We start from the raw sequence: 18,639 nt of genomic DNA, 5'->3' as shown, positions 1-18,639 counted from the left end.
CACCCGCCCTTGTGACCCATCTGGCGGAACAGGGAGGGCAAGGGGGCCCCTTTGGCTTCACTTCTTGAAGAGATGGCCTCCTGTAGCCCTCTTCTCAGCGCAGGCGCTGGCTGATGACCTTGGAGACCCCGTCGCCCTGCATCGACACCCCGTAGAGCGCGTCGGCGACCTCCATCGTCCGCTTCTGGTGCGTGATCACGATCAGCTGGGAACTCTCCTGGAGCTCCTCCATGATCCGGATCAGCCGCTGCAGGTTCGTGTCGTCCAGGGCCGCCTCGACCTCGTCCATCACGTAGAACGGGCTGGGCCGGGCCTTGAAGATGGCGACCAGCAGGGCCACGGCCGTCAGCGAGCGTTCGCCGCCCGAGAGCAGCGAGAGCCGCTTGACCTTCTTGCCCGGCGGGCGGGCCTCCACGTCCACGCCGGTGGTGAGCATGTTGTCGGGATCGGTCAGGACGAGGCGCCCCTCGCCGCCCGGGAAGAGCCGCGAGAAGACGCCCTCGAACTCGCGGGCGGTGTCGTGGTACGCCTCGGTGAACACCTGCTCGACGCGCTGGTCGACCTCCTTCACCACCTGAAGGAGGTCGGCCCGGGTCTTGCGCAGGTCTTCGAGCTGCTCGCTCAGGAACTTGTGCCGTTCCTCCAGCGCCGCGAACTCCTCCAGAGCGAGCGGATTGACCTTGCCGAGCTGCTGGTGCGCCCGTTCGGCGGCCCGCAGCCGCTTCTCCTGCTGCGCCCGGACATAGGGAACGAGCGGCGCGGCGGAGTCCGTGGTGCCCCGCTCCGCTCCCCCGCCGTCCCGCGCCTCGATCTCGGCGGGCTCGGCGGGTTCACCGGCGGACACCGGCTGGTCCGGTCCGTACTCGGCGACCAGACCGGCCGCCGTCACCCCGAACTCCTCCAGCGCCTTGGTCTCCACCTGCTCGATGCGCAACCGCTTCTCGGCGCCGAGCACCTCGCCGCGGTGCACGGAGTCGGTGAGCTTGTCGAGTTCGCCCTTGAGGTCGCGACCGCGGGTACGGGCCTGCGCCAGCTCCCCCTCCCGGACGCCCTTCGCCGACTCCGCGGCCCGGCGCTCGCCGTCCGCGCGGGCCAGGGACACCTCGATGTGCGCCGACAGCTGGCGGGCGCCGTCGCCCACCGCCGTGGCCACCCGGGCCTCGTGGCGCCGCCGGGCCGTGCGCCGCTCCGCCCGGGCCCGGGCCTCGCGCTCCGCCCGGGCCGCGCGGTCGAGGGAATCGGCCCGGCCCGCCAGCGCCTTGACCCGTTCCTCGTGGGTGCGCAGCAGGAGCCGTGCCTCCATCTCGGTCTGCCGGGCGTTGGCACCGTCCGCCGCGAGCCGGTCGCGGGCCGCGGCGTCCGGCTCCTCGGCGCCGGGCATCTCCTCGACCACCGCGAGCCGTTCGGCGCACTCCTCGACATCGGCCAGCGCCTGCTCCAGCGCGTCCTGCGCCGTGGCCGCCGCGGCGGCGCAGCGCTCGGCCTCGCCCGCCGCGCCCTTGGCCTGGCCGGACAGTCGCCCGAGCTGCTGGGCGACCCCGGCCTTCGCCCGTTCGCCCGCGCGGCGCCGCTCGGCCAGGTCCTCGACCAGCTCGGCGCACGCGCGGCGGCGGGCCTCGGCGTCCGTGCGGGCCCCGGTCAGCTCCCGGCACTCGACCTCCAGGCCGGCCAGGTCGGCGTCCGCCTCGTCGACCGCCGCCTGCACCTCGATGAGGCTGGGCGCTCCGGCGGCCCCGCCCTGGGCGAGGTGCGCCCCCAGTACGTCGCCCCCCACGGTCACCGCGACCAGCTCGGGGTGCTCGGCCACGAGGGCCTCCGCGTCCGCCAGTTCCGGCACGACCCGGTAGTCCCGCACGACCCGGGCCACGGCCCGGCGCAGCCCGGCGTCCCCGCCGACCAGCTCGGCGACGGCCACGCCGGACCCACCGGGAGCCGGGGCCGCGACGGGATCCGGGGCCCGCGTCCCCACGGTGCGCACGGCCCCCGCGGGGCCCGGCTCCAGGGCCGACTCCGCGCCGGGGGCGGTGGAGGGGGCGGGAAGCGGCGAGCTCGGGCCGGGGACCTGGGCGGGCGGTACGGGCCCGATCGCGCCCGGGTCATCTCCCGGGGCGGCCGCCGGGGCCGGTGGCTGGGCCGGGACCGCCGTCGGGGCGATCAGGAAGGTCGCCCGGCCGGCGTCCGCGTCGCGCAGGTGCCGGATCGCGGCGGCGGCCGCCGCCGGGGAGGTCACGGCGAGGGCGTCGGCCGCCGCGCCCAGTGCCGCCGCGACCGCCACCTCGTACCCCGCGGCCACCGACAGCCGCTGCGCCGCCGGGCCGAGCAGGCCCGCCAACTGCTCCCGGGCCGCCAGCACCGCCGCGGTGCCGTCCTTGCGCCGCAGGCCGAGCGCCAGCGCCTCCCTGCGCGCGGACACCGCCGCGCTGGATCGCTGCGCCGCGGCCAGTGCGTCGCGGGCCGCGGAGAGCGCGGCCTCCGCGGCGGTCAGCTCGGCCCGTGCGGCTTCGTGTTCCGCCGCCACGGCCTCGCCGGCGTCCAGCGCCCCGACCTCCTCGGCGAGGGCCTCGTACTCCCCGCGCGCCGCCACCGACCGGGATTCCGCTTCGTCCCGGGCAGCGACCAGCCGGTCGATCTCCGCCTGCGCGGCCCAGGCCCGGGAACGGGCCGCTCCCAGCCGTCCGGTCAGCCGGGCCAGGCCCTCGCGCCGGTCGGCGATGGCCCGCGCCGCGTCCCGCAGCCGGCGTTCCTCGCCTTCCAGCGCGCGTTCCAGTTCCGCCCGGTGCGCCGAGGTGTCCTCCAGGGCGCGGGTCGCCGCCTCCAGCGCGGCCGTCAGTTCCGCTTCCTGGTCGCGGACCCGGGCGGCCTCCTTCTCCAGGTCCTCGGGGTCGCGGCCGCGCCGCTCCTCCTCGACAGGAGCGGTCGCGCTGCGGATCCGTGCCTCGGCCAGCGACGCCGTGCCGCGGACCCGCTCGGCCAGTTGCGACAGTTCGTACCAGGTCTGCTGCGCCCGCTGGAGCCGCGGCGCGAGCACGCGCACGGCCTCCTCCGACTCGGCCTCCCGGCGCAGCGCCCCGGCCAGCTCCGCCTCGGCCGACTCCTTGCGTTCCTTCAGCGCGGACTCGTCCGCGATCTCCGCGTCGAGCGCGTCGCGCAGGATGACGAGGTCGTCCGCGAGCAGCCGCAGCCGGGCGTCGCGCAGGTCGGCCTGGATGACGGCGGCCCGCCGGGCGACCGCGGCCTGCCGTCCCAGCGGCTTGAGCTGGCGCCGCAGTTCGTCGCCGAGGTCCTGGACCCGTGCGAGGTTCGCCTGCATCGAGTCCAGCTTCCGCAGCGCCTTCTCCTTGCGCTTGCGGTGCTTGAGCACGCCCGCCGCCTCCTCGATGAAGGCGCGGCGGCCCATCGGATCGGCGTGCAGGACGGAATCCAGCTGGCCCTGGCCGACGATGACGTGCATCTCGCGGCCGATGCCGGAATCGGAGAGCAGCTCCTGGATGTCCAGGAGCCGACAGGTGTCCCCGTTGATCTGGTATTCGCTGCTGCCGCCCCGGAACATGATCCGGGTGATGGTGACCTCGGCATAGTCGATCGGCAGTGCGCCGTCGGAATTGTCGATGGTCAGCGAGACCTCGGCGCGGCCGAGCGGCGGCCGGCCGGTGGTCCCGGCGAAGATGACGTCCTCCATCTTGCCGCCGCGCAGGGACTTGGCCCCTTGCTCACCCATGACCCAGGAGAGTGCGTCCACCACATTGGACTTGCCCGAGCCGTTGGGGCCGACGACACAGGTGATGCCCGGCTCGAAACGCAGGGTGGTGGCGGATGCGAACGATTTGAAACCGCGCAGGGTCAGGGCCTTGAGGTGCACGCCGCCGGACTCTACCTTTCACGTTCGGTTTCGCCCATGAAGGTGCAGGGCACATCTGACGTTAAAGGAAATGGCCCCCCACCTGGCGCAATGGGAGAACGGCGAAGCCGGCGGAGATCGACGAGGACGACGGGAAAGAAAAGAAGGGACGCCGAAGCGTCCCTTGCAGATCAAGCGGTGCTGACAGTCGAGAAGATCGGGCTGACAGTCACAGCGACGAGATCGCGAATCAGGTGAGCGCAGGCTCCGCCTGGGGTACGTCGATGTCGATGCTGTCCAGCAGCAAGTCTCCGTGCTGAGCGGCGGCCGCGTTCAGAGCGTCATTCTCGGACTGGATTCGTCCGAGCTCGGACTCGAGGTCCTGGACGCGCTGCTGAAGCCGTCGCATCTCGGCGAGGAGTCGCGGGTCGGAACCGCCGACGTAACCGAGAAGCGCCTTTGCCATGATGGATGGTCCTCCACACTGAGTGACCGACCGAAGCGGTGTGGGTCGTGAGGGAATCGCACCCGCGTTGTCCGGCAGTGGCTGTCAGTCACTGCGCTAAATACTGCCAACACTGCCAAACAGCTCAGGTGCGCGGGGCTTCCAGCGTCTCACCAAAAAGTTTGACGGTCAACACGATCACGCCCTGTATCGGCGGGCAGCCCGTTTCCCGCAAGGGGGACGGAGATCGTCCGCACCTCCGAGCCTTCCACTCATGACCACGCTCGGCAACGTATGCGCAGTTCCGGCGGTATGTAGATGCGATCAGCGCACGATCACCGGATCGCGAACCCGTCATAGCCGCCGCGCGGAATTCCCCAGATCTCGGTCACCCCGTCCACCCGCCCGGGCGTGTCGGCGGACCGGAGCCAGTCGAGCAGCCGGTGGCAATTCTCACGTTGACCTTCGGCGACGACCTGTACCCGCCCGTCGTCGAGGTTGAGCGCGAAGCCCACCAGCTCGCCGATCTCCAGCGCATTGGCCCTGGTGAACCAGCGGAAGCCCACTCCCTGTACCCGGCCGCGTACCCAGGCGGTCACCCGGACATGTTCATTCATGCGTGAACGCTAACCGGGCAATCGGATTCCGGTCACCTTGCCCCCGGCACGCCATGGGCTACAGTCGCGCCTCAATGCTCACCCATTTGGGCGAGTAACGGTTGATCTTGGAAGGCACAGCCGATGGGACGCCACCGACTCCCCGCGCCGCAGCGCGACGGCCGCGGCGGCCTCGCCGTGCGCACCGGCCTGCTCGGCGCCTGCGTGGCAGTGGTCCTGGGGACCGCGGCCGTGACCACCGGCCTGGTGCCCGTCGGCGGGAGCTTCCCCTACGTCGGCCAGGGCTCGGACGGCAAGACCGAGGCCAAGGGCTCCGCGCACAAGGACGCCGGCGGCGCCTCGGACGCCAGCGAGCAGGGCGGCCTGGCGAACCTTTCCGGCCGCTCCCCCGACGCCCCGTCCCCCTCCGGCAGCGCATCCGGCAGCCCTTCGGGCTCCCCCTCGCCGTCGGCCTCGCCGAGCCCGTCCGCCTCGGCTTCCGCGTCGGCCCCCCCCTCGCCCGCGCCCTCGACGAAGGCCGCGCAGACGCCCGTACCGGCGGCGCCCAAGCCGCCGAAGCCGGCCGATCCGCCGCCCGCCAAGCCCTCCGCGCCGACCTCCGGCGGGGGGTCCTCCGAGGAGGCCGCCGTGCTGACGCTGGTGAACGTGGAGCGGGCGAAGGCCGGCTGTGGTCCGGTGCGCGCGAACCCGCCGCTGGCCGCCCTCGCCGGCGCCTTCAGCAAGGACATGGCCGTGCGCGGCTTCTTCGACCACACCGACCCGGACGGGAAGACCCCGTGGGACCGCGCGTCGAACGCCGGGATCACCAGCCTCGGCGGGGAGAACATCGCCCGGGGTCAGGGCGACGCCGACGCGGTGATGAGGGCGTGGATGGACAGTCCTGGCCACCGGGCCAACATCCTCAACTGCGAGTACCGCACCCTCGGCGTCGGGGTGTACCTCGCCTCCGGCGGCCCGTGGTGGACCCAGGACTTCGGCTTCTGACCGCTGGCCCTCCCGGGCCCGTGCCCCGCGCGGGTCAGGCGGCGACGGCGACGCGGCCCGCGAGGAAGACGCGGGTCGTCCCGGCGACGCGGCGGCCGAGGTGCTCCGCGGTCAGCAGGTCGGCCTTGTGCACGCCTTCGACGCCCTGGTCGGAGTTGCTCTGCGCGGCGGCGCCGTCGAAGAACCCGAGGCGGTTGATGTCGTTCTCGGAAGCGGTGCTGGAGTTCCAACCCGGCTTCAGGCCCAGGTTGATCCAGTTCATGCCGTGCTGCGCGGCCAGCGTCTGGAAGTAGTCCAGGGTGTTGCCCTTGTCGCCGCTCTTGGACGCGGAGTTCGTGAAGCCCGCCGCCAGCTTGTCCTGCCAGGCGTCGGCGAACCAGCGCTTCGAGCTGGCCTCGGCGAAGACGTGGAAGGCGCCGGACGCGGTGCCCATGTAGGTCGGGGAACCGAAGACGATCGCGTCGGAGCCGTCGAGGAGTTCCCACTGGGCGTCGTCGATCTCGTCGACCTTGATCAGGTGCACGGTCGCACCCGCGTCGACGGCGCCGGCGCGGACGGCCTCGGCGACGACGGCGGTGTGCCCGTAGCCGGAGTGGTAGGCGATCGAGACGACGGGGGTGGGGAGCGGAGCGGACACGGTGGATCTCCTCTGGAACGTGGTGGTGCGTCGAGAGAAGGTAAACACTAACTTTTGGAAAGCGCAAGCTATTGGTTAGCGCTGCGCAGGAGTAGTCTGTTCCTCATGGAGACCCCTGTCTGTACCGAAAGTGCCGCAGCGGCCGAACTACCGTTCGATGTTTTCGCGCGCGCCTGCCCGTCCCGGGAGACCTTGGAGCACGTCACCGGGCGCTGGGGCAGCCTGACGGTCGGCGCCCTCTACGACGGAGCGCGCCGCTTCAACGAACTGCGCCGCCGGGTCGACGGGGTGAGCGAGAAGATGCTCTCCCAGACGCTGCACGCGCTGGAGCGCGACGGCATCGTGCACCGCGAGGCGCAGCCGACGAACCCCCCGCGCGTGGACTACGAGCTGACGCCGCTGGGCCGGGAGATCGCCGAGCGGCTGCTGTCACTGATCCACTTCGTCGAGGGCAGCATGACCCCGGTGCTGGCCGCCCGGCAGTCCTACGACGAGGCGCGCGGCGGGCGCTGACAGCGCGGGCAGAAGTAGCTGGACCTGTTCATCCAGGGGCGGCGGCGCATCGGCGTGCCGCAGCGCCGGCACGGCTCGTCCTCGCGCCCGTAGGCGTCGAGGGAGCGGTCGAAGTAGCCCGACTCGCCGTTCACGTTGACGTAGAGGCTGTCGAAGCTGGTCCCGCCGACGGCGAGGGCCGCGTTCATCACGTCGCGGACGTGACCGAGGAGTTCCTGGCTCCGGGGGCGCGTGAGGGCGGCGGTGGGGCGCTCGTAGTGCAGCTTGGCGCGCCACAGCGCCTCGTCCGCGTAGATGTTGCCGATGCCGCTGATCAGGGACTGGTCCAGCAGGGCCCGCTTGAGCGTGGTCCGCTTGGCGCGCAGCGCCGCGTGGTAGACGGCCTCGTCGAAGGCCGGGTCCAGGGGGTCGCGCGCGATGTGCGCGATGACCTCGGGGAGCCCTTCGGCGCTGTCGGCGACGGTCGGGTGCAGCGAGAGCCCGCCGAAGGTCCGCTGGTCGACGAAGCGCAGCTCGGTCCCCGTGGAGTCGTCGAAGCGGACCCGGATGCGCAGGTGCTTCTCGTCCGGGGCCCCGGTGGGCTGCACCAGGAGCTGACCGCTCATGCCGAGGTGGGCCAGTACGGACAGGTCCCGGTCGTCCAGGGGCAGCCACAGGTACTTGCCGCGCCGCTGCGGGGCGCCGATGGTCCGGCCGGCCAGGCGCGCCGCGAAATCGGCGCCACCACCGGGGTGGCGGCGTACCGCGCGGGGGTGCAGCACCTCCACGGAGTCGACCGTCCGCCCGGCCACCCAGCGCGCCAACCCGCGCCGCACGACTTCGACTTCGGGCAGCTCGGGCACGGCGTCTCCTTGGGCGGGCGTTCCTTCTCGACTCGCCCCGAGCTTAGCGCCGCGCGGCGGGGGGTCCGGAAACGGGTCCGCCCGCCCCTGCCGGAGCAGGGGCGGGCGGGGGAAATCCCGAAGGAAGTCAGGCCGTCGGCGTCGGGCCGGCGGGCGTCGGCGCCCCGCCGTCCTCGGCCGGAGCCTCGGTGACAGCCGGTGCGGCGGCGGGAGCGGCTGTCGCCCCGATCCGCTCGTCCGCGGCGGCGCGGATACCGCGCCATGCGGACTCCGCAGCCTGCTGTTCCGCTTCCTTCTTGCTGCGGCCGGTGCCGGTGCCGTACGAGACACCACCGACGCGAGCAGCAGCGGTGAAGGTTTTCTCGTGGTCCGGTCCCATCTCGCTGACCAGGTACTCGGGCACACCGAGTCCCTCGGCCGCGGTCAGTTCCTGGAGACTGGTCTTCCAGTCCAGGCCTGCGCCGAGGCTCGAGGACTTCTCGATCAACGGATCGAAGAGCCGGTGAACCAGCTCCGCTGCCGCGTCGAGACCCTGGTCGAGGTAGACCGCGCCGATCACCGCTTCAAGGGTGTCGGCGAGGATGGAGGCCTTGTCCCGGCCGCCCGTGCCTTCTTCGCCCCGGCCGAGCCGGATGAAGAGACCGAGTTCGAGCCCGCGCCCGACCTCCGCCAACGCACGCGAATTGACCACAGCGGCCCGCAGTTTGGCCAGTTGGCCTTCCGGCAGGTCCGGGTGGATCCGATAGAGCGTGTCCGTGACCACCAGGCCGAGCACGGAGTCCCCGAGGAACTCCAGCCGCTCGTTGGTGGGCAGACCGCCGTTCTCGTACGCGTACGAACGGTGGGTCAGTGCACGCACCAGAAGGGCGGACTCGAGGTGATACCCGAGCCGCCCTTCCAGAAGCGTGTGGGACGAGGCCGCGTTGTTCGTGTCTGCCTGCGTTTGGCCGCCGGCAAGCTCAGACATTGCGCCTCTCACCAGCCGCTCAGACCTCGAGGACCTGGCGCTTGTTGTAGGTGCCGCAGCTCGGGCACGCAATGTGCTGGAGCTTCGGCTCCTGGCAACGCTCGCACGAAACCAGGGTGGGGACCGCAGCCTTCCACTGCGACCGGCGGTGGCGCGTGTTGCTGCGCGACATCTTCCGCTTCGGAACAGCCACGGCTACTTCTCCTGCTTCTCGGCGGCGCGCTGGACGTCAGATGCGACGCCGCTCATGTTGTCCTTCTCGTCGTCCTGATCGGTCACGACGAGTCCCTGCAACGCTGCCCAACGAATGTCGGTGGCGTCATGGTGGTGGTCCGGGTCGTCGTTCAGACTGGTCCCGCATTCGGGACACAGTCCGAGACAGTCCTCCCGGCACACCGGCTGCAGCGGCAGTGCGAGCACCACCGCGTCACGCAGCACTGATTCGAGGTCGAACAAGCCGTCCTCGATGAAGAGCGTGTCCTCGTCATTCTCAACGTCGTCGCCCGGTTCCGTTTTCACACGGCCCCGGTCGTCGGCGTCAGGGTACGAGAACATCTCCTGGAAGTCCGCCTTGAGCTCGCGCTCCACGGCCTCCAGACACCTTACGCACTCTCCGGCGGCCTGTGCACGGGCGGTGCCTGTGACAAGCACCCCTTCCATGACGGACTCCAGCCGGAGCCTCAGCTTCACCGGCGCGCCTTCCGGCACTCCGATGACGTCCGCGAGACCGAAGTCCCCCGGCGCCGCGATCTCGCGGGTCAGCCGCAGCAACGCACCAGGACGCCGACCCAGCTCGTGCGTATCGAACACGAGGGGGTTGCGGTGGTCGAGGTGGGTGTTCAGGGCTGGTCCTGCTTTCGAAATCGCTGAGCTGTTTGCCGCTTGCGGGCAGCAAGGATCGCGTCGCATACGCGCGACCGAAGAGCCAGGATACCCGCCGCTTCGCTCTGAGCCCAATCCGGGACCGCGGGGCCGACGGGGCAGGGTCAGCGGCCCTGCTCGTACTGGCGCAGCTGGTCCAGGTTGATCATGCTCGTGTCGAAGAAGCTGGTCTCGTCGAGCGCCTGCTGCGCGGGCTGTTGGTGCTGCTGGCCGGGCTGCTGCTGGTGCTGCTGGTGCTGCTGACCAGGCTGCTGGTGCTGCTGCTGGCCGGGCTGCTCGTAGGCGGCGTACGGGTCCGGCTGCTGGTGCTGGCCGCCCTGGTGCTGGGGCTGGTACGCGGCGTACGGGTCCGGCTGCTGCGGGGTCTGCTGGTAGCCGTAGGGGTCCTGGTAGCCGTACCCGTCCGGCGCCGGCTGCTGCGGGGGCCGCTGCTCGTAGGAGTAGGCCTCGTACACCGGTTCCCGCGGCGGCTGGGACTGCTGCGGGATCACGGCGGCCGGCTCCGCCAGGCCGGCCAGGAAGTCCGCGTCGCTCGTCGTGTGCTGCTGCCCGCCCGCCGCGTCCTGGGCCGCCATGTGCGCGCCCAGGTCGTCCGTGGGCAGCCGGCCGAGCAGCTTCTGGCGGCCGCGGCCGACCGCCTCCAGGGTCTTGGCCAGCACCGCCTCGAAGGTGGCCAGCTTGGTGTCGACGTAGGCGTCGACCTGGCGTCGCTGGGTCTCGGGGTCGTGGCTGCGCTCCGGCGCCTCCGCGTCCGCGAAGCCGTGCTCGTCCAGCCCGGGGCCGCGCCCGAGCAGCTTCTCGCGGCCGCGGTCGACGGACCCGATGGTCTTGGAGAGGACCGCCTCGAAGTTCGCGAGCTTGCTGTCGACGTAGTCGTCCGCCTCGGCCCGGATCGCCTCGGCCTCCTGGCGGGCCTGGGCCAGGATCCGGTCCGCCTCGCCCTGCGAGCGCCGCGCGACCTCGGTGTCGGAGACCAGCGAGCCCCGCTGGGCGTGCGCGGACTCGATGATCCGGTCCGCCTCGCGGCGGGCCTCCTCGACCATCTGTTCCCGTCCGCCGATCAGCTCCCGCGCCTGGGCGAGAGAGCCCGGCAGTGCCTGGCGCACCTCTTCGAGCTGGGCCAGCAGTTCGGCGCGGTTGATCACGCACGAGGCGGACATCGGCATGGACCGGGCGCCGCCGACCGACGCGACGATCTCGTCGAGCTTCTTCTGCACGTCCACGGCGGCTCGCACTCTCTCGGCCTCGGGTGGTTCCTGAGACGGACGGGTCGACTGTACGGCCACCGGGTGGCGCCCGGCAGCGCGTCAGGCGGCGTCAGTTGCCGTGCAGGCGTTCCATCAGCGCGGTGTGGACGAAGGTCGGCAGCAGGTGGGAGACGTCGCCGCCCCAGGTCGCCACCTCCTTGACCAGGGAGGAGGACAGGAAGCTGTAGGTCGGGTTGGTCGGCACGAAGAGCGTCTCGACCCCGGTCAGGCCCATGTTCATCTGGGCCATCTGGAGCTCGTAGTCGAAGTCGCTGACGGCGCGCAGGCCCTTGACGATGGCCGGGATGTCCCGCTGCTTGCAGAAGTCGACGAGCAGCCCGTGGAAGGACTCGACCTCGACGTTCCCGTAGCCGGCGGTGGCCTCGCGGATCAGCTCGATCCGCTCCTCGATGGTGAACAGACCCTGCTTCGACTGGTTGATCATCACGGCGACATGCACGACGTCGTAGAGCCTGGCGGCTCTGCCGATGATGTCGAGGTGTCCGTTGGTGATGGGGTCGAACGACCCCGGACAGACGGCGCGGCGCAACTGAAGTCCCTCGCTCTCCGGTGCGGGCATCATGACTCTTCGCTGGTGAAGGCGGCGCGACCGTACCAAAGGGTGCCTTCGCCGTACCGCCGGGAGCGGAGCGGCTCGAAACCGTCGGGCCAGGGGAACGCACCGCTTCTGGTGCTGCGTTCCACGGTGACGAGCGCATCGTCGGTGAGCCAGGCATTCGACCGGAGTGTGAGCAGGATCTCCGCAAGATCGTCATGTGCGACCTCGTACGGCGGGTCCAGGAAAACGATGTCGTACGGGTCCCCGAGCGCCCGGACGGCGACGATCAGCTCCGCTCTGCCCGCCCGGAACTCGGCGCCCGGCAGGCCGAGCGTCGCGATGTTGTCGCGGATCGCCTTCGCGGCCTTGGCGTCGGCCTCCACGAGCAGGGTGTGCGCGGCGCCGCGCGAGAGGGCCTCCAGGCCGACCGCGCCGGAGCCGCCGTACAGGTCGAGGACCCGGGCCCCGCCGACTCCGTGCAGTGACTCCCAGGTGGAGAAGAGGCCCTCGCGCATCCGGTCGGAGGTGGGCCGGGTGCCGGTGCCGGGCGGCACGGCGAGGCGTCGCCCACCGGCGCTGCCGGCGATCACGCGGGTCATGTGGAGGTCCTTCGCTCAGGGAATGCTCGCGGCTCCACGATAGGACCTCCTCGGCGGGGCCTCCTGGTCAGCCCTTCTCCAGGTACTGCTCGCGCTCGGTGTCGAGCAGCGCGTCGAGCGCGGTCAGCAGACCGGGCAGCCCGGTCAGCTCGGGGTCCTCGGCGACGACCCGGGCGGCCTCCTCGCGGGCCTGCGCGATGACCTCCTCGTCCTCGATGACGGACAGCATCCGCAGGGAGGAGCGCACGCCCGACTGGGCCTGGCCGAGGACGTCCCCCTCGCGGCGCTGTTCGAGGTCGATGCGGGAGAGCTCGAAGCCGTCGAGGGTGGCGGCGACGGCGGCGAGCCGGGCCCGGGCCGGACTGGCCTCGTGCATCTCGCTGACCAGCAGGCACAGCCCGGGGGCGGAGCCGCGGCCGACGCGGCCGCGCAGCTGGTGGAGCTGGGACACCCCGAAGCGGTCGGCGTCCATGATCACCATGACCGTGGAGTTGGGTACGTTCACCCCGACCTCGATGACGGTCGTGGCGACCAGCACCTTCACCTCGCCCGCGGCGAAGCGGCGCATCACGTCGTCCTTGTCGGCCGGGTCCATCCGGCCGTGCAGCACCTCGACGGACAGCCCGGCGAGCGGGCCACCGGCCAGTTGTCCGGCGATGTCCAGGACGGCGAGCGGCGGGCGCTTGTCCCCGTCCTCCTCCGCCGCGGCCTTCTTCTTGGCGGCCTTCGGGTCGTCCTCGCCGTCGCCGATGCGCGGGCACACCACGTACGCCTGGTGCCCCTTCTCCACCTCCTCGCGGACCCGCTCCCAGGCCCGGGTGAGGAAGTGCGGCTTGTCCTTGGCGGGCACCACGTGGGTGGCGATCGGGGAGCGTCCGGCCGGGAGCTGGTCCAGGACGGAGGTCTCCAGGTCGCCGAAGACGGTCATCGCGACCGTGCGCGGGATCGGGGTCGCGGTCATCACGAGCAGGTGCGGGGGCTGCTTGCCCTTGGAGCGCAGGGCGTCGCGCTGCTCCACGCCGAAGCGGTGCTGTTCGTCGACCACGACGAGGCCGAGGTCGTGGAACTTCACCTTGTCCTCGATCAGGGCGTGCGTGCCGATGACGATCCCGGCCTCGCCGGTGATCAGGTCCAGGAGCGCCCGGCGCCGCGCGGCCGTGCCCATCGAGCCGGTGAGCAGCACCACCTTGGTGCCCCGGTCGGAGCCGCCGAGCAGGCCGCCCTCGGCGAGTTCGCCCATCATCTCGGTGATCGAGCGGTGGTGCTGCTGGGCGAGCACCTCGGTGGGCGCGAGCATCGCGGCCTGTCCGCCGCAGTCGACGACGGCGAGCATCGCGCGCAGGGCGACCATGGTCTTGCCCGAGCCGACCTCGCCCTGGAGGAGGCGGTGCATGGGGTGGTCGGTGGCCAGGTCGTCGAAGATCTCCCGGGAGACCGTGAGCTGGCCGTCGGTGAGGGTGAAGGGGAGCTTGGCGTCGAAGGCATCCAACAGGCCGTCGGGGGCGGGGCGGCGCGGGACCGCGGGCAGCAGGGTGTCCGCGTGGCGGCGCCGGGCCAGGGCGACCTGGAGGACGAAGGCCTCGTCCCACTTGAGCCGCTGGCGGGCGGCTTCGACGTCGGCCTTGGTGCGGGGCCGGTGGATCGCGAGCAGCGCTTCGGTGAGCGGGAGCATCCCGCGGCCCTCGCGCAGCGCGGGCGGCAGCGGGTCCACGGCCTCCTGGGCGCTGGGCAGGACCGCGTCGACCGCCTTGGCTACCTTCCACGACTCCAGCTGCTTGCAGGCCGGGTAGATCGGGATCAGCTGCTGGGCGAAGGCGTCGACCGCCTCGGCCGTGGTGGCGTCCAGGCCCAGGGGCTCGTAGGCGGGGTGGGCGAGCTGGAGCTTGCGGTTGAACATCGAGACCTTGCCCGCGAACATCGCGCGGCTGCCGGGGAGCAGGTCCTTGTGCGGTTTGTGGACGCCCGCGCCGAAGAAGACGAGTTGGAGCCGGCCGCTGCCGTCGGTGATGGTCACCTCCAGCCGCTTGCCGCGACCTCCGTTGAAGGTGAGCACGCGGGCGTCGGCGACCTGGGCGACGACGGTGACGTGCTCGTCGATCTGGTCGGCCAGCTCCGCCAGGGAGGTCAGCTCCCCGCGCTCGGCGTACCGGCGCGGGTAGTGGTGCAGCAGGTCCAGGGCCGTGTGCAGGCCGAGCTGCTCGGCCAGCACCTTGGCGGTGGCGGGGCCGAGGGTCTTCTTGAGATCTTCGTCGAGCGCGGGCACCCGTTCATTGCACACCATCCCTGTGACAACGCGGACACGCGACCCGGTCCCGGCCCCCCGGCGGCCCGCCGCCCGGCGCCTATTCGATGCCGATGAGCAGGGGCGCGGAGTAGCGGCCGCCCCGGTAGGTGAGGGTGTCCACGGCCAGGTGCCCGTGCTGCACGTACGCCTCCAGGCGCGCGGCGAGCGCGTCCGGCACCTCCGGGCCGAGGACCAGGGTGACGAGTTCGCCGCCGGAGCCCAGCATTCGTTCCAGGACGGCTTCCGCGGTCTCCGCGAGCTCCGATCCGATGACCGCGACGTCGCCGTCGATGAGTCCGAGGACGTCGCCGGCCTGGCAGATCCCGGCCGAGGTGAAGGACTGCCGTTCGGCGATGGCGAGTTCGCCGTGGCGGGTGGCCCCCGCGGCGGCGGTCATGGCGACGACGTCCTCGTCGAAGCTGGCGTCCGGGTCGTGCACGGCGAGGGCGGCCAGGCCCTGGACGGCGGACCGGGTGGGGATGACGGCGACCCGTACGCCGTCGGCGCGCGCCTGTTCGGCGGCGGCCGCGGCGGCCGCGCGCTGTTCGGCGCCGCCGGGCAGCAGGACCACTTCGCGGGCGTGGGCGCGCCGCACGGCGGCGGCGATCTCGGCGGCGGCGGGCGGTTCGCCGGGCAGGGCGAGCACGGTGGTCGCGCCCGCCTCCTGGCAGAGCCCGGCCAGGCCCTCGCCCTGGACGACGGCGACCACGGCACGCTGGGCGCGCTCGGTGCGGGCGCGGCGGCGTTCGTCGCCGAAGTGGGTGATGCGGATCCGGTAGGGCCGTCCGGCGACCACTCCGGCTTCCACGGCGGCGCCGGGGTCGTCGACGTGGACGTGGACGTTCCACAGTCCGTCGCCGCCGACGACCACGAGCGAGTCGCCGAGGGCGTCCAGCGCCTCGCGCAGCAGGTCGACGGCCGGGTCGGGGGCGTCGAGCAGGTAGGTCACCTCGTACCCGGGCCCGTCCGGCTCCTCGTCGCAGGGCTGCTGCCGCGTCGGTACGGCCACGGCCCGCCCGCGCACCGGCTCCTGTGGCACCTCCTGCCCGGACAGGGCCTGCCACAGCGCCCCGAGCACGGCGACGATCCCGCAGCCCCCGGCGTCGACGACCCCGGCCCGGCCCAGCACGGCCAGTTGCCCCGGGGTCTCGGCGAGGGCGGCTCGGGCCCCCTCGTAGGCGGCGCGGGCCACGTCGGCCGCGCTCCCGGCGGCCGCCTCGGCGGCGCCGGCGGCCCGGGCCGCCGCGGCGGCGACGGTGAGCATGGTCCCCTCGACGGGGTGGGCGACGGCCTGGTACGCCGATTCCGCGGCCCGGGCGAGCGCGCCGGCCAGCAGTCCGCCCGACGCCGTCGCGCGGGGTTCCCCGCCGAGTACGTCGGCCACCCCGCGCAGCAGCTGCGCGAAGATCGTCCCGGAGTTGCCGCGGGCCCCGGTGAGGGCTCCGTGGGCGTAGGCCCGTACGGCGTCGCCCAGCGAGGTGGCGGCGCCGGCTCCGACCGCGCCGTCGCCGCGCGCTGTGCCCTCGCTCACATCCGCGGGGGCGTCGAAGGCGGCCTCCAGGGCCCGGGCGGCCGAGCAGGCGGTCAGGTAGAGGTTGGTCCCGGTGTCGGCGTCGGCGACCGGATAGACGTTGATCGCGTCGATGTCCTCGCGGGCCCGGCCCAGTGCGGCCAGGGTCAGGGAGCTCCAGGTGCGCACCGCGGCGGCGTCCAGGCTGTGCGGCTCGTGCGGCACCGGGTGTTCCTCCTTGAGCGGGCGAGGGTTCACCGCAGGGTAACGAAGGACGGCCCGGGATCCGGGGTGCACCCGGGACGGGGTCCGTGGCCGCCATGGTAGTTTTCTTGGACGGACGCAGTCGTTGTATGCTGCTCCGGTTGCCCGATGAGAGTCGGGCCAATCCCCCGGCAAACCACTTCAGATCTCGCAGATCTCTGATTCCGGTGCGCCGGTTTCACTGTAATTGCATCTGAAGTCTTTGGAGTGACCTGTGGCTGCCAACTGCGACGTTTGCGCCAAGGGGCCGAGCTTCGGCAACAGCATCTCCCACTCGCACCGCCGCACCTCGCGTCGCTGGAACCCGAACATCCAGCGCGTCCGTGCCGTGGTCAATGGGACGCCGAAGCGCCTCAACGCCTGCACCTCGTGCATCAAGGCCGGCAAGGTCTCGCGCTGACGCCTTCCGTCGTCGTAGCGCAGCCCTTTCCGGTTGCCAAAAAGACCGGTCCACCTCGGTGGACCGGTCTTTTGCCTTTGTCCGGGCACAACAGCGGACCGCGTACGGACGGCCGCCCCGCGACCACTGCCGGGGCGGCCGTCCCGCGTTGACCCCCTAGGGGGTCCGCCACCGCCAGGCGTGGTCAACGGGGCCGATGCCCGCGCCGAGGGCGAAGCCGGACGCGATGGCGCCCGTGACGTAGTCCTTGGCCGCGGTGACCGCCGCCGGGACGTCCAGGCCCTTGGCCAGGCCCGCGGCGATCGCGCTCGCCAGGGTGCAGCCGGTGCCGTGCGTGTGCCGGTTGTCGTGGCGGGGCGCCCGGAGCCACAGCTCCGTGGAGCCGTCGCTGAGCAGGTCGACGGCCTGGTGGCCCGAGGCGAGGTGGCCGCCCTTGATCAGGGCCCAGCGCGGCCCGTAGCCGAGGACCGCCCCGGCGGCCCGCCGCATGTCGTCCTCGCTCTCCACCCGCACGCCCGTCAGCTGGGCCACTTCGTCGAGGTTCGGGGTGGCCACGGTGGCCCGCGGCAGCAGTCGCGTGCGGACGGCCTCCAGCGCGGACGCCGCGAGCAGGGCGTCCCCGTGCTTGGAGACCCCGACGGGGTCCACCACGGCCGGAGCCGCGGTCTCGGCCAGCAGCGCGGCCACGGTCTCCACCAGGACCGCGGAGGAGAGCATGCCGGTCTTGACCGCCCCCACCCCGATGTCGTCCACCACGGCCCGGTACTGGGCCGTCACGGCCTCGGCCGGCAGTTCCCACACCCCGCGCACCCCGAGGGAGTTCTGGGCCGTCACGGCGGTGACCACGCTCATCCCGTGCACCCCGAGGGCCAGCATGGTCTTGAGGTCGGCCTGGATGCCCGCCCCGCCGCCGGAATCGGATCCGGCGACGGTCAGGCACAGCGGTGGCGCACCGCTCATCTCGGGGGTTCCTGCGCCGGGTCGGCGCCGAAGTGGTCCCAGCCGCCGGTGCTGGTCCAGGGCGCGCCGTCCACGGTCACCTGGGGCAGCGCGGACCGGTTGAGCACCTCGCCGATGACCTTCCAGCGGGCCGGGAGCTTCACGTCGGGCGGGAAGGTGGCCACGATCGCGTGGTCCTCTCCCCCGGTGAGCACCCACTGGAGCGGGTCCACGCCGACGGCCTGACCGATGTCGTGCATCTGCGTCGGGATGTCGACGGCGGCCGAGCGCAGGTCGATGCGGACCTTGCTGGCCTCGGCGATGTGGCCGAGGTCGGCGACCAGGCCGTCACTGACGTCGGTCATGGCCGTGGCGCCGAGTCCGGCGGCCGCGGGGCCCGCGTGGTAGGGCGGTTCGGGGCGTCGGTGCGCCTCGACGAAGGCCCGCGGGGAGCGGAACCCCCGGGAGAGCACCGCGAAGCCCGCCGCCGACCAGCCGAGCCAGCCGGTGACGGCGACGACGTCGCCGGGCCGGGCGCCGGAGCGCAGCACGGGGTCGTGGTTGCGCAGATCGCCGAGGGCGGTGATGGCCACCGTGATGGTGTCCCCGCGCACGACGTCCCCGCCGACCACGGCCGCGCCGGCGACCTGGCATTCGTCCCGCAGCCCGTCCATGAGCTCGGTCGGCCAGGTGACCGGCAGCTCGGCCGGTACGACGAGGCCGAGCAGCAGCGCGGTCGGCACCGCGCCCATGGCGGCGATGTCGGCCAGGTTCTGCGCGGCGGCCTTGCGTCCTACGTCGTAGGCGGTGGACCAGTCGCGCCGGAAGTGCCGTCCCTCCAGCAGGATGTCCGTGCTGGCCACGACCCGCCGGTCGGGCGCGGACACGACGGCGGCGTCGTCACCGGGTCCGAGCCGGACCGCGGGGGTGGTGGTCAGCCGTGAGGTCAGCTCCTTGATGAGCCCGAACTCCCCCAGCTCGCCGACAGTGCCCTTCATCGCTGTGCTCCTTCTGGCCCAGTCCGCTCGCGGTCGCGAGCCGTCCCAGCTCTGGGTACCGTCAACAGATACGTCAACTTCTGCTCCCCGTACGCCCCGCTGCGCGTGGCACCG

The 18,639-nt window shown here is 72.4% G+C and carries 18 protein-coding genes; 3 read left to right on the top strand and 15 right to left on the bottom strand.

From position 1 onward, the window contains the following. Positions 1–94 precede the first annotated feature (94 nt). The 3 genes from ACIQWR_RS03680 to ACIQWR_RS03670 all read right to left on the bottom strand — a co-directional run bounded on the left by ACIQWR_RS03680 (position 95) and on the right by ACIQWR_RS03670 (position 4,900). Entirely contained in the window at positions 95–3,859 is a 3,765-nt protein-coding gene (locus ACIQWR_RS03680; protein ID WP_404004871.1) for an AAA family ATPase, read from the bottom strand. 229 nt (positions 3,860–4,088) lie between these two features. Continuing rightward, positions 4,089–4,304 (bottom strand): hypothetical protein, encoded by a 216-nt coding sequence (locus tag ACIQWR_RS03675; RefSeq protein ID WP_283460000.1) that lies wholly within the window; start codon positions 4,302–4,304, stop codon positions 4,089–4,091. A gap of 314 nt (positions 4,305–4,618) precedes the next feature. Continuing rightward, positions 4,619–4,900: an acylphosphatase gene (locus ACIQWR_RS03670; protein ID WP_399265689.1), complete on the bottom strand. Its 282-nt coding sequence runs from the start codon at positions 4,898–4,900 to the stop codon at positions 4,619–4,621. Positions 4,901–5,023: 123 nt separating this feature from the next. On the opposite strand from ACIQWR_RS03670, the gene ACIQWR_RS03665 reads away from it, so the two are divergent. Next, positions 5,024–5,884 carry a CAP domain-containing protein gene (locus ACIQWR_RS03665; RefSeq protein WP_404004869.1) on the top strand — a complete coding sequence of 287 codons (861 nt, stop codon included), beginning with the start codon at positions 5,024–5,026 and terminating at the stop codon, positions 5,882–5,884. Positions 5,885–5,918: 34 nt separating this feature from the next. Here the strand turns inward: ACIQWR_RS03665 and ACIQWR_RS03660 are convergent, their stop codons facing one another. Further along, positions 5,919–6,521 carry a flavodoxin family protein gene (locus tag ACIQWR_RS03660; protein ID WP_404004867.1) on the bottom strand — a complete coding sequence of 201 codons (603 nt, stop codon included), beginning with the start codon at positions 6,519–6,521 and terminating at the stop codon, positions 5,919–5,921. 105 nt (positions 6,522–6,626) lie between these two features. Here ACIQWR_RS03660 and ACIQWR_RS03655 point away from each other — a divergent pair, with 105 nt between their 5' ends. Beyond that, positions 6,627–7,034 (top strand): winged helix-turn-helix transcriptional regulator, encoded by a 408-nt coding sequence (locus ACIQWR_RS03655; RefSeq protein WP_399265683.1) that lies wholly within the window; start codon positions 6,627–6,629, stop codon positions 7,032–7,034. On the opposite strand, the gene mutM is transcribed toward ACIQWR_RS03655, so the two are convergent. From mutM to ACIQWR_RS03610, 9 genes are all read right to left on the bottom strand, one after another. Beyond that, positions 7,007–7,876: a bifunctional DNA-formamidopyrimidine glycosylase/DNA-(apurinic or apyrimidinic site) lyase gene (gene mutM / locus ACIQWR_RS03650; protein WP_404004865.1), complete on the bottom strand. Its 870-nt coding sequence runs from the start codon at positions 7,874–7,876 to the stop codon at positions 7,007–7,009. The two genes, ACIQWR_RS03655 and mutM, sit on opposite strands and share 28 nt — an antisense overlap. A gap of 127 nt (positions 7,877–8,003) precedes the next feature. Further along, positions 8,004–8,843, bottom strand: coding sequence for a ribonuclease III (gene rnc / locus ACIQWR_RS03645; protein ID WP_404004863.1), 840 nt, complete (start codon positions 8,841–8,843; stop codon positions 8,004–8,006). A 19-nt stretch (positions 8,844–8,862) separates the two neighbouring features. Next, positions 8,863–9,036 (bottom strand): 50S ribosomal protein L32, encoded by a 174-nt coding sequence (gene rpmF, locus ACIQWR_RS03640; protein ID WP_003965982.1) that lies wholly within the window; start codon positions 9,034–9,036, stop codon positions 8,863–8,865. Positions 9,037–9,038: 2 nt separating this feature from the next. Further along, on the bottom strand, positions 9,039–9,686 hold the full coding sequence (locus ACIQWR_RS03635) for a YceD family protein (protein WP_399265878.1): 648 nt from the start codon (positions 9,684–9,686) through the stop codon (positions 9,039–9,041). Between the two features lie 143 nt (positions 9,687–9,829). Next, on the bottom strand, positions 9,830–10,948 hold the full coding sequence (locus ACIQWR_RS03630; RefSeq protein WP_404004861.1) for a cell division initiation protein: 1,119 nt from the start codon (positions 10,946–10,948) through the stop codon (positions 9,830–9,832). Positions 10,949–11,042: 94 nt separating this feature from the next. Then, entirely contained in the window at positions 11,043–11,522 is a 480-nt protein-coding gene (coaD, locus tag ACIQWR_RS03625; RefSeq protein ID WP_404005041.1) for a pantetheine-phosphate adenylyltransferase, read from the bottom strand. Positions 11,523–11,551: 29 nt separating this feature from the next. Continuing rightward, entirely contained in the window at positions 11,552–12,130 is a 579-nt protein-coding gene (rsmD, locus tag ACIQWR_RS03620; protein ID WP_404004859.1) for a 16S rRNA (guanine(966)-N(2))-methyltransferase RsmD, read from the bottom strand. A 67-nt stretch (positions 12,131–12,197) separates the two neighbouring features. Next, positions 12,198–14,411, bottom strand: a complete 2,214-nt coding sequence (gene recG / locus ACIQWR_RS03615; RefSeq protein WP_404004857.1) for an ATP-dependent DNA helicase RecG — start codon at positions 14,409–14,411, stop codon at positions 12,198–12,200. A 61-nt stretch (positions 14,412–14,472) separates the two neighbouring features. Beyond that, positions 14,473–16,149 carry a DAK2 domain-containing protein gene (locus tag ACIQWR_RS03610; RefSeq protein ID WP_404005039.1) on the bottom strand — a complete coding sequence of 559 codons (1,677 nt, stop codon included), beginning with the start codon at positions 16,147–16,149 and terminating at the stop codon, positions 14,473–14,475. Positions 16,150–16,402: 253 nt separating this feature from the next. Here ACIQWR_RS03610 and rpmB point away from each other — a divergent pair, with 253 nt between their 5' ends. Next, the gene (gene rpmB, locus ACIQWR_RS03605; protein WP_073911113.1) at positions 16,403–16,588 is read left to right on the top strand and encodes a 50S ribosomal protein L28; all 186 of its coding nucleotides are present in this window, start codon (positions 16,403–16,405) and stop codon (positions 16,586–16,588) included. A 156-nt stretch (positions 16,589–16,744) separates the two neighbouring features. Here rpmB and thiD read toward each other — a convergent pair whose 3' ends face one another. Together thiD and ACIQWR_RS03595 are read right to left on the bottom strand one after the other, a co-directional pair. Next, positions 16,745–17,548 carry a bifunctional hydroxymethylpyrimidine kinase/phosphomethylpyrimidine kinase gene (gene thiD / locus ACIQWR_RS03600; RefSeq protein WP_404004855.1) on the bottom strand — a complete coding sequence of 268 codons (804 nt, stop codon included), beginning with the start codon at positions 17,546–17,548 and terminating at the stop codon, positions 16,745–16,747. Beyond that, a complete protein-coding gene (locus tag ACIQWR_RS03595; protein WP_356407989.1) occupies positions 17,545–18,525 on the bottom strand; it encodes a thiamine-phosphate kinase in 981 nt (326 codons plus the stop codon). Before ACIQWR_RS03595 ends, thiD begins: the two co-directional genes overlap by 4 nt. Positions 18,526–18,639 lie beyond the last annotated feature (114 nt).

It is taken from the genome of Streptomyces sp. NPDC098789 (genome assembly GCF_044759975.1).
In the GTDB taxonomy this organism is placed as follows: Bacteria; Actinomycetota; Actinomycetes; order Streptomycetales; family Streptomycetaceae; genus Streptomyces.
The sequence above is the reverse complement of the archived record's forward strand: the minus strand, read 5'-3'. Positions and strand labels throughout refer to the sequence as shown.

Excerpts from the sequence above, each read along its gene's own strand:
- ACIQWR_RS03675 (WP_283460000.1), bottom strand. The coding sequence starts at position 4,304 with ATGGCAAAGGCGCTTCTCGGTTACGTCGGCGGTTCCGACCCGCGACTC.
- ACIQWR_RS03670 (WP_399265689.1), bottom strand. The coding sequence starts at position 4,900 with ATGAATGAACATGTCCGGGTGACCGCCTGGGTACGCGGCCGGGTACAG.
- ACIQWR_RS03665 (WP_404004869.1), top strand. The coding sequence starts at position 5,024 with ATGGGACGCCACCGACTCCCCGCGCCGCAGCGCGACGGCCGCGGCGGC.
- ACIQWR_RS03655 (WP_399265683.1), top strand. The coding sequence starts at position 6,627 with ATGGAGACCCCTGTCTGTACCGAAAGTGCCGCAGCGGCCGAACTACCG.
- rnc (WP_404004863.1), bottom strand. The coding sequence starts at position 8,843 with ATGTCTGAGCTTGCCGGCGGCCAAACGCAGGCAGACACGAACAACGCG.
- rsmD (WP_404004859.1), bottom strand. The coding sequence starts at position 12,130 with ATGACCCGCGTGATCGCCGGCAGCGCCGGTGGGCGACGCCTCGCCGTG.
- recG (WP_404004857.1), bottom strand. The coding sequence starts at position 14,411 with ATGGTGTGCAATGAACGGGTGCCCGCGCTCGACGAAGATCTCAAGAAG.
- thiD (WP_404004855.1), bottom strand. The coding sequence starts at position 17,548 with ATGAGCGGTGCGCCACCGCTGTGCCTGACCGTCGCCGGATCCGATTCC.
- ACIQWR_RS03595 (WP_356407989.1), bottom strand. The coding sequence starts at position 18,525 with ATGAAGGGCACTGTCGGCGAGCTGGGGGAGTTCGGGCTCATCAAGGAG.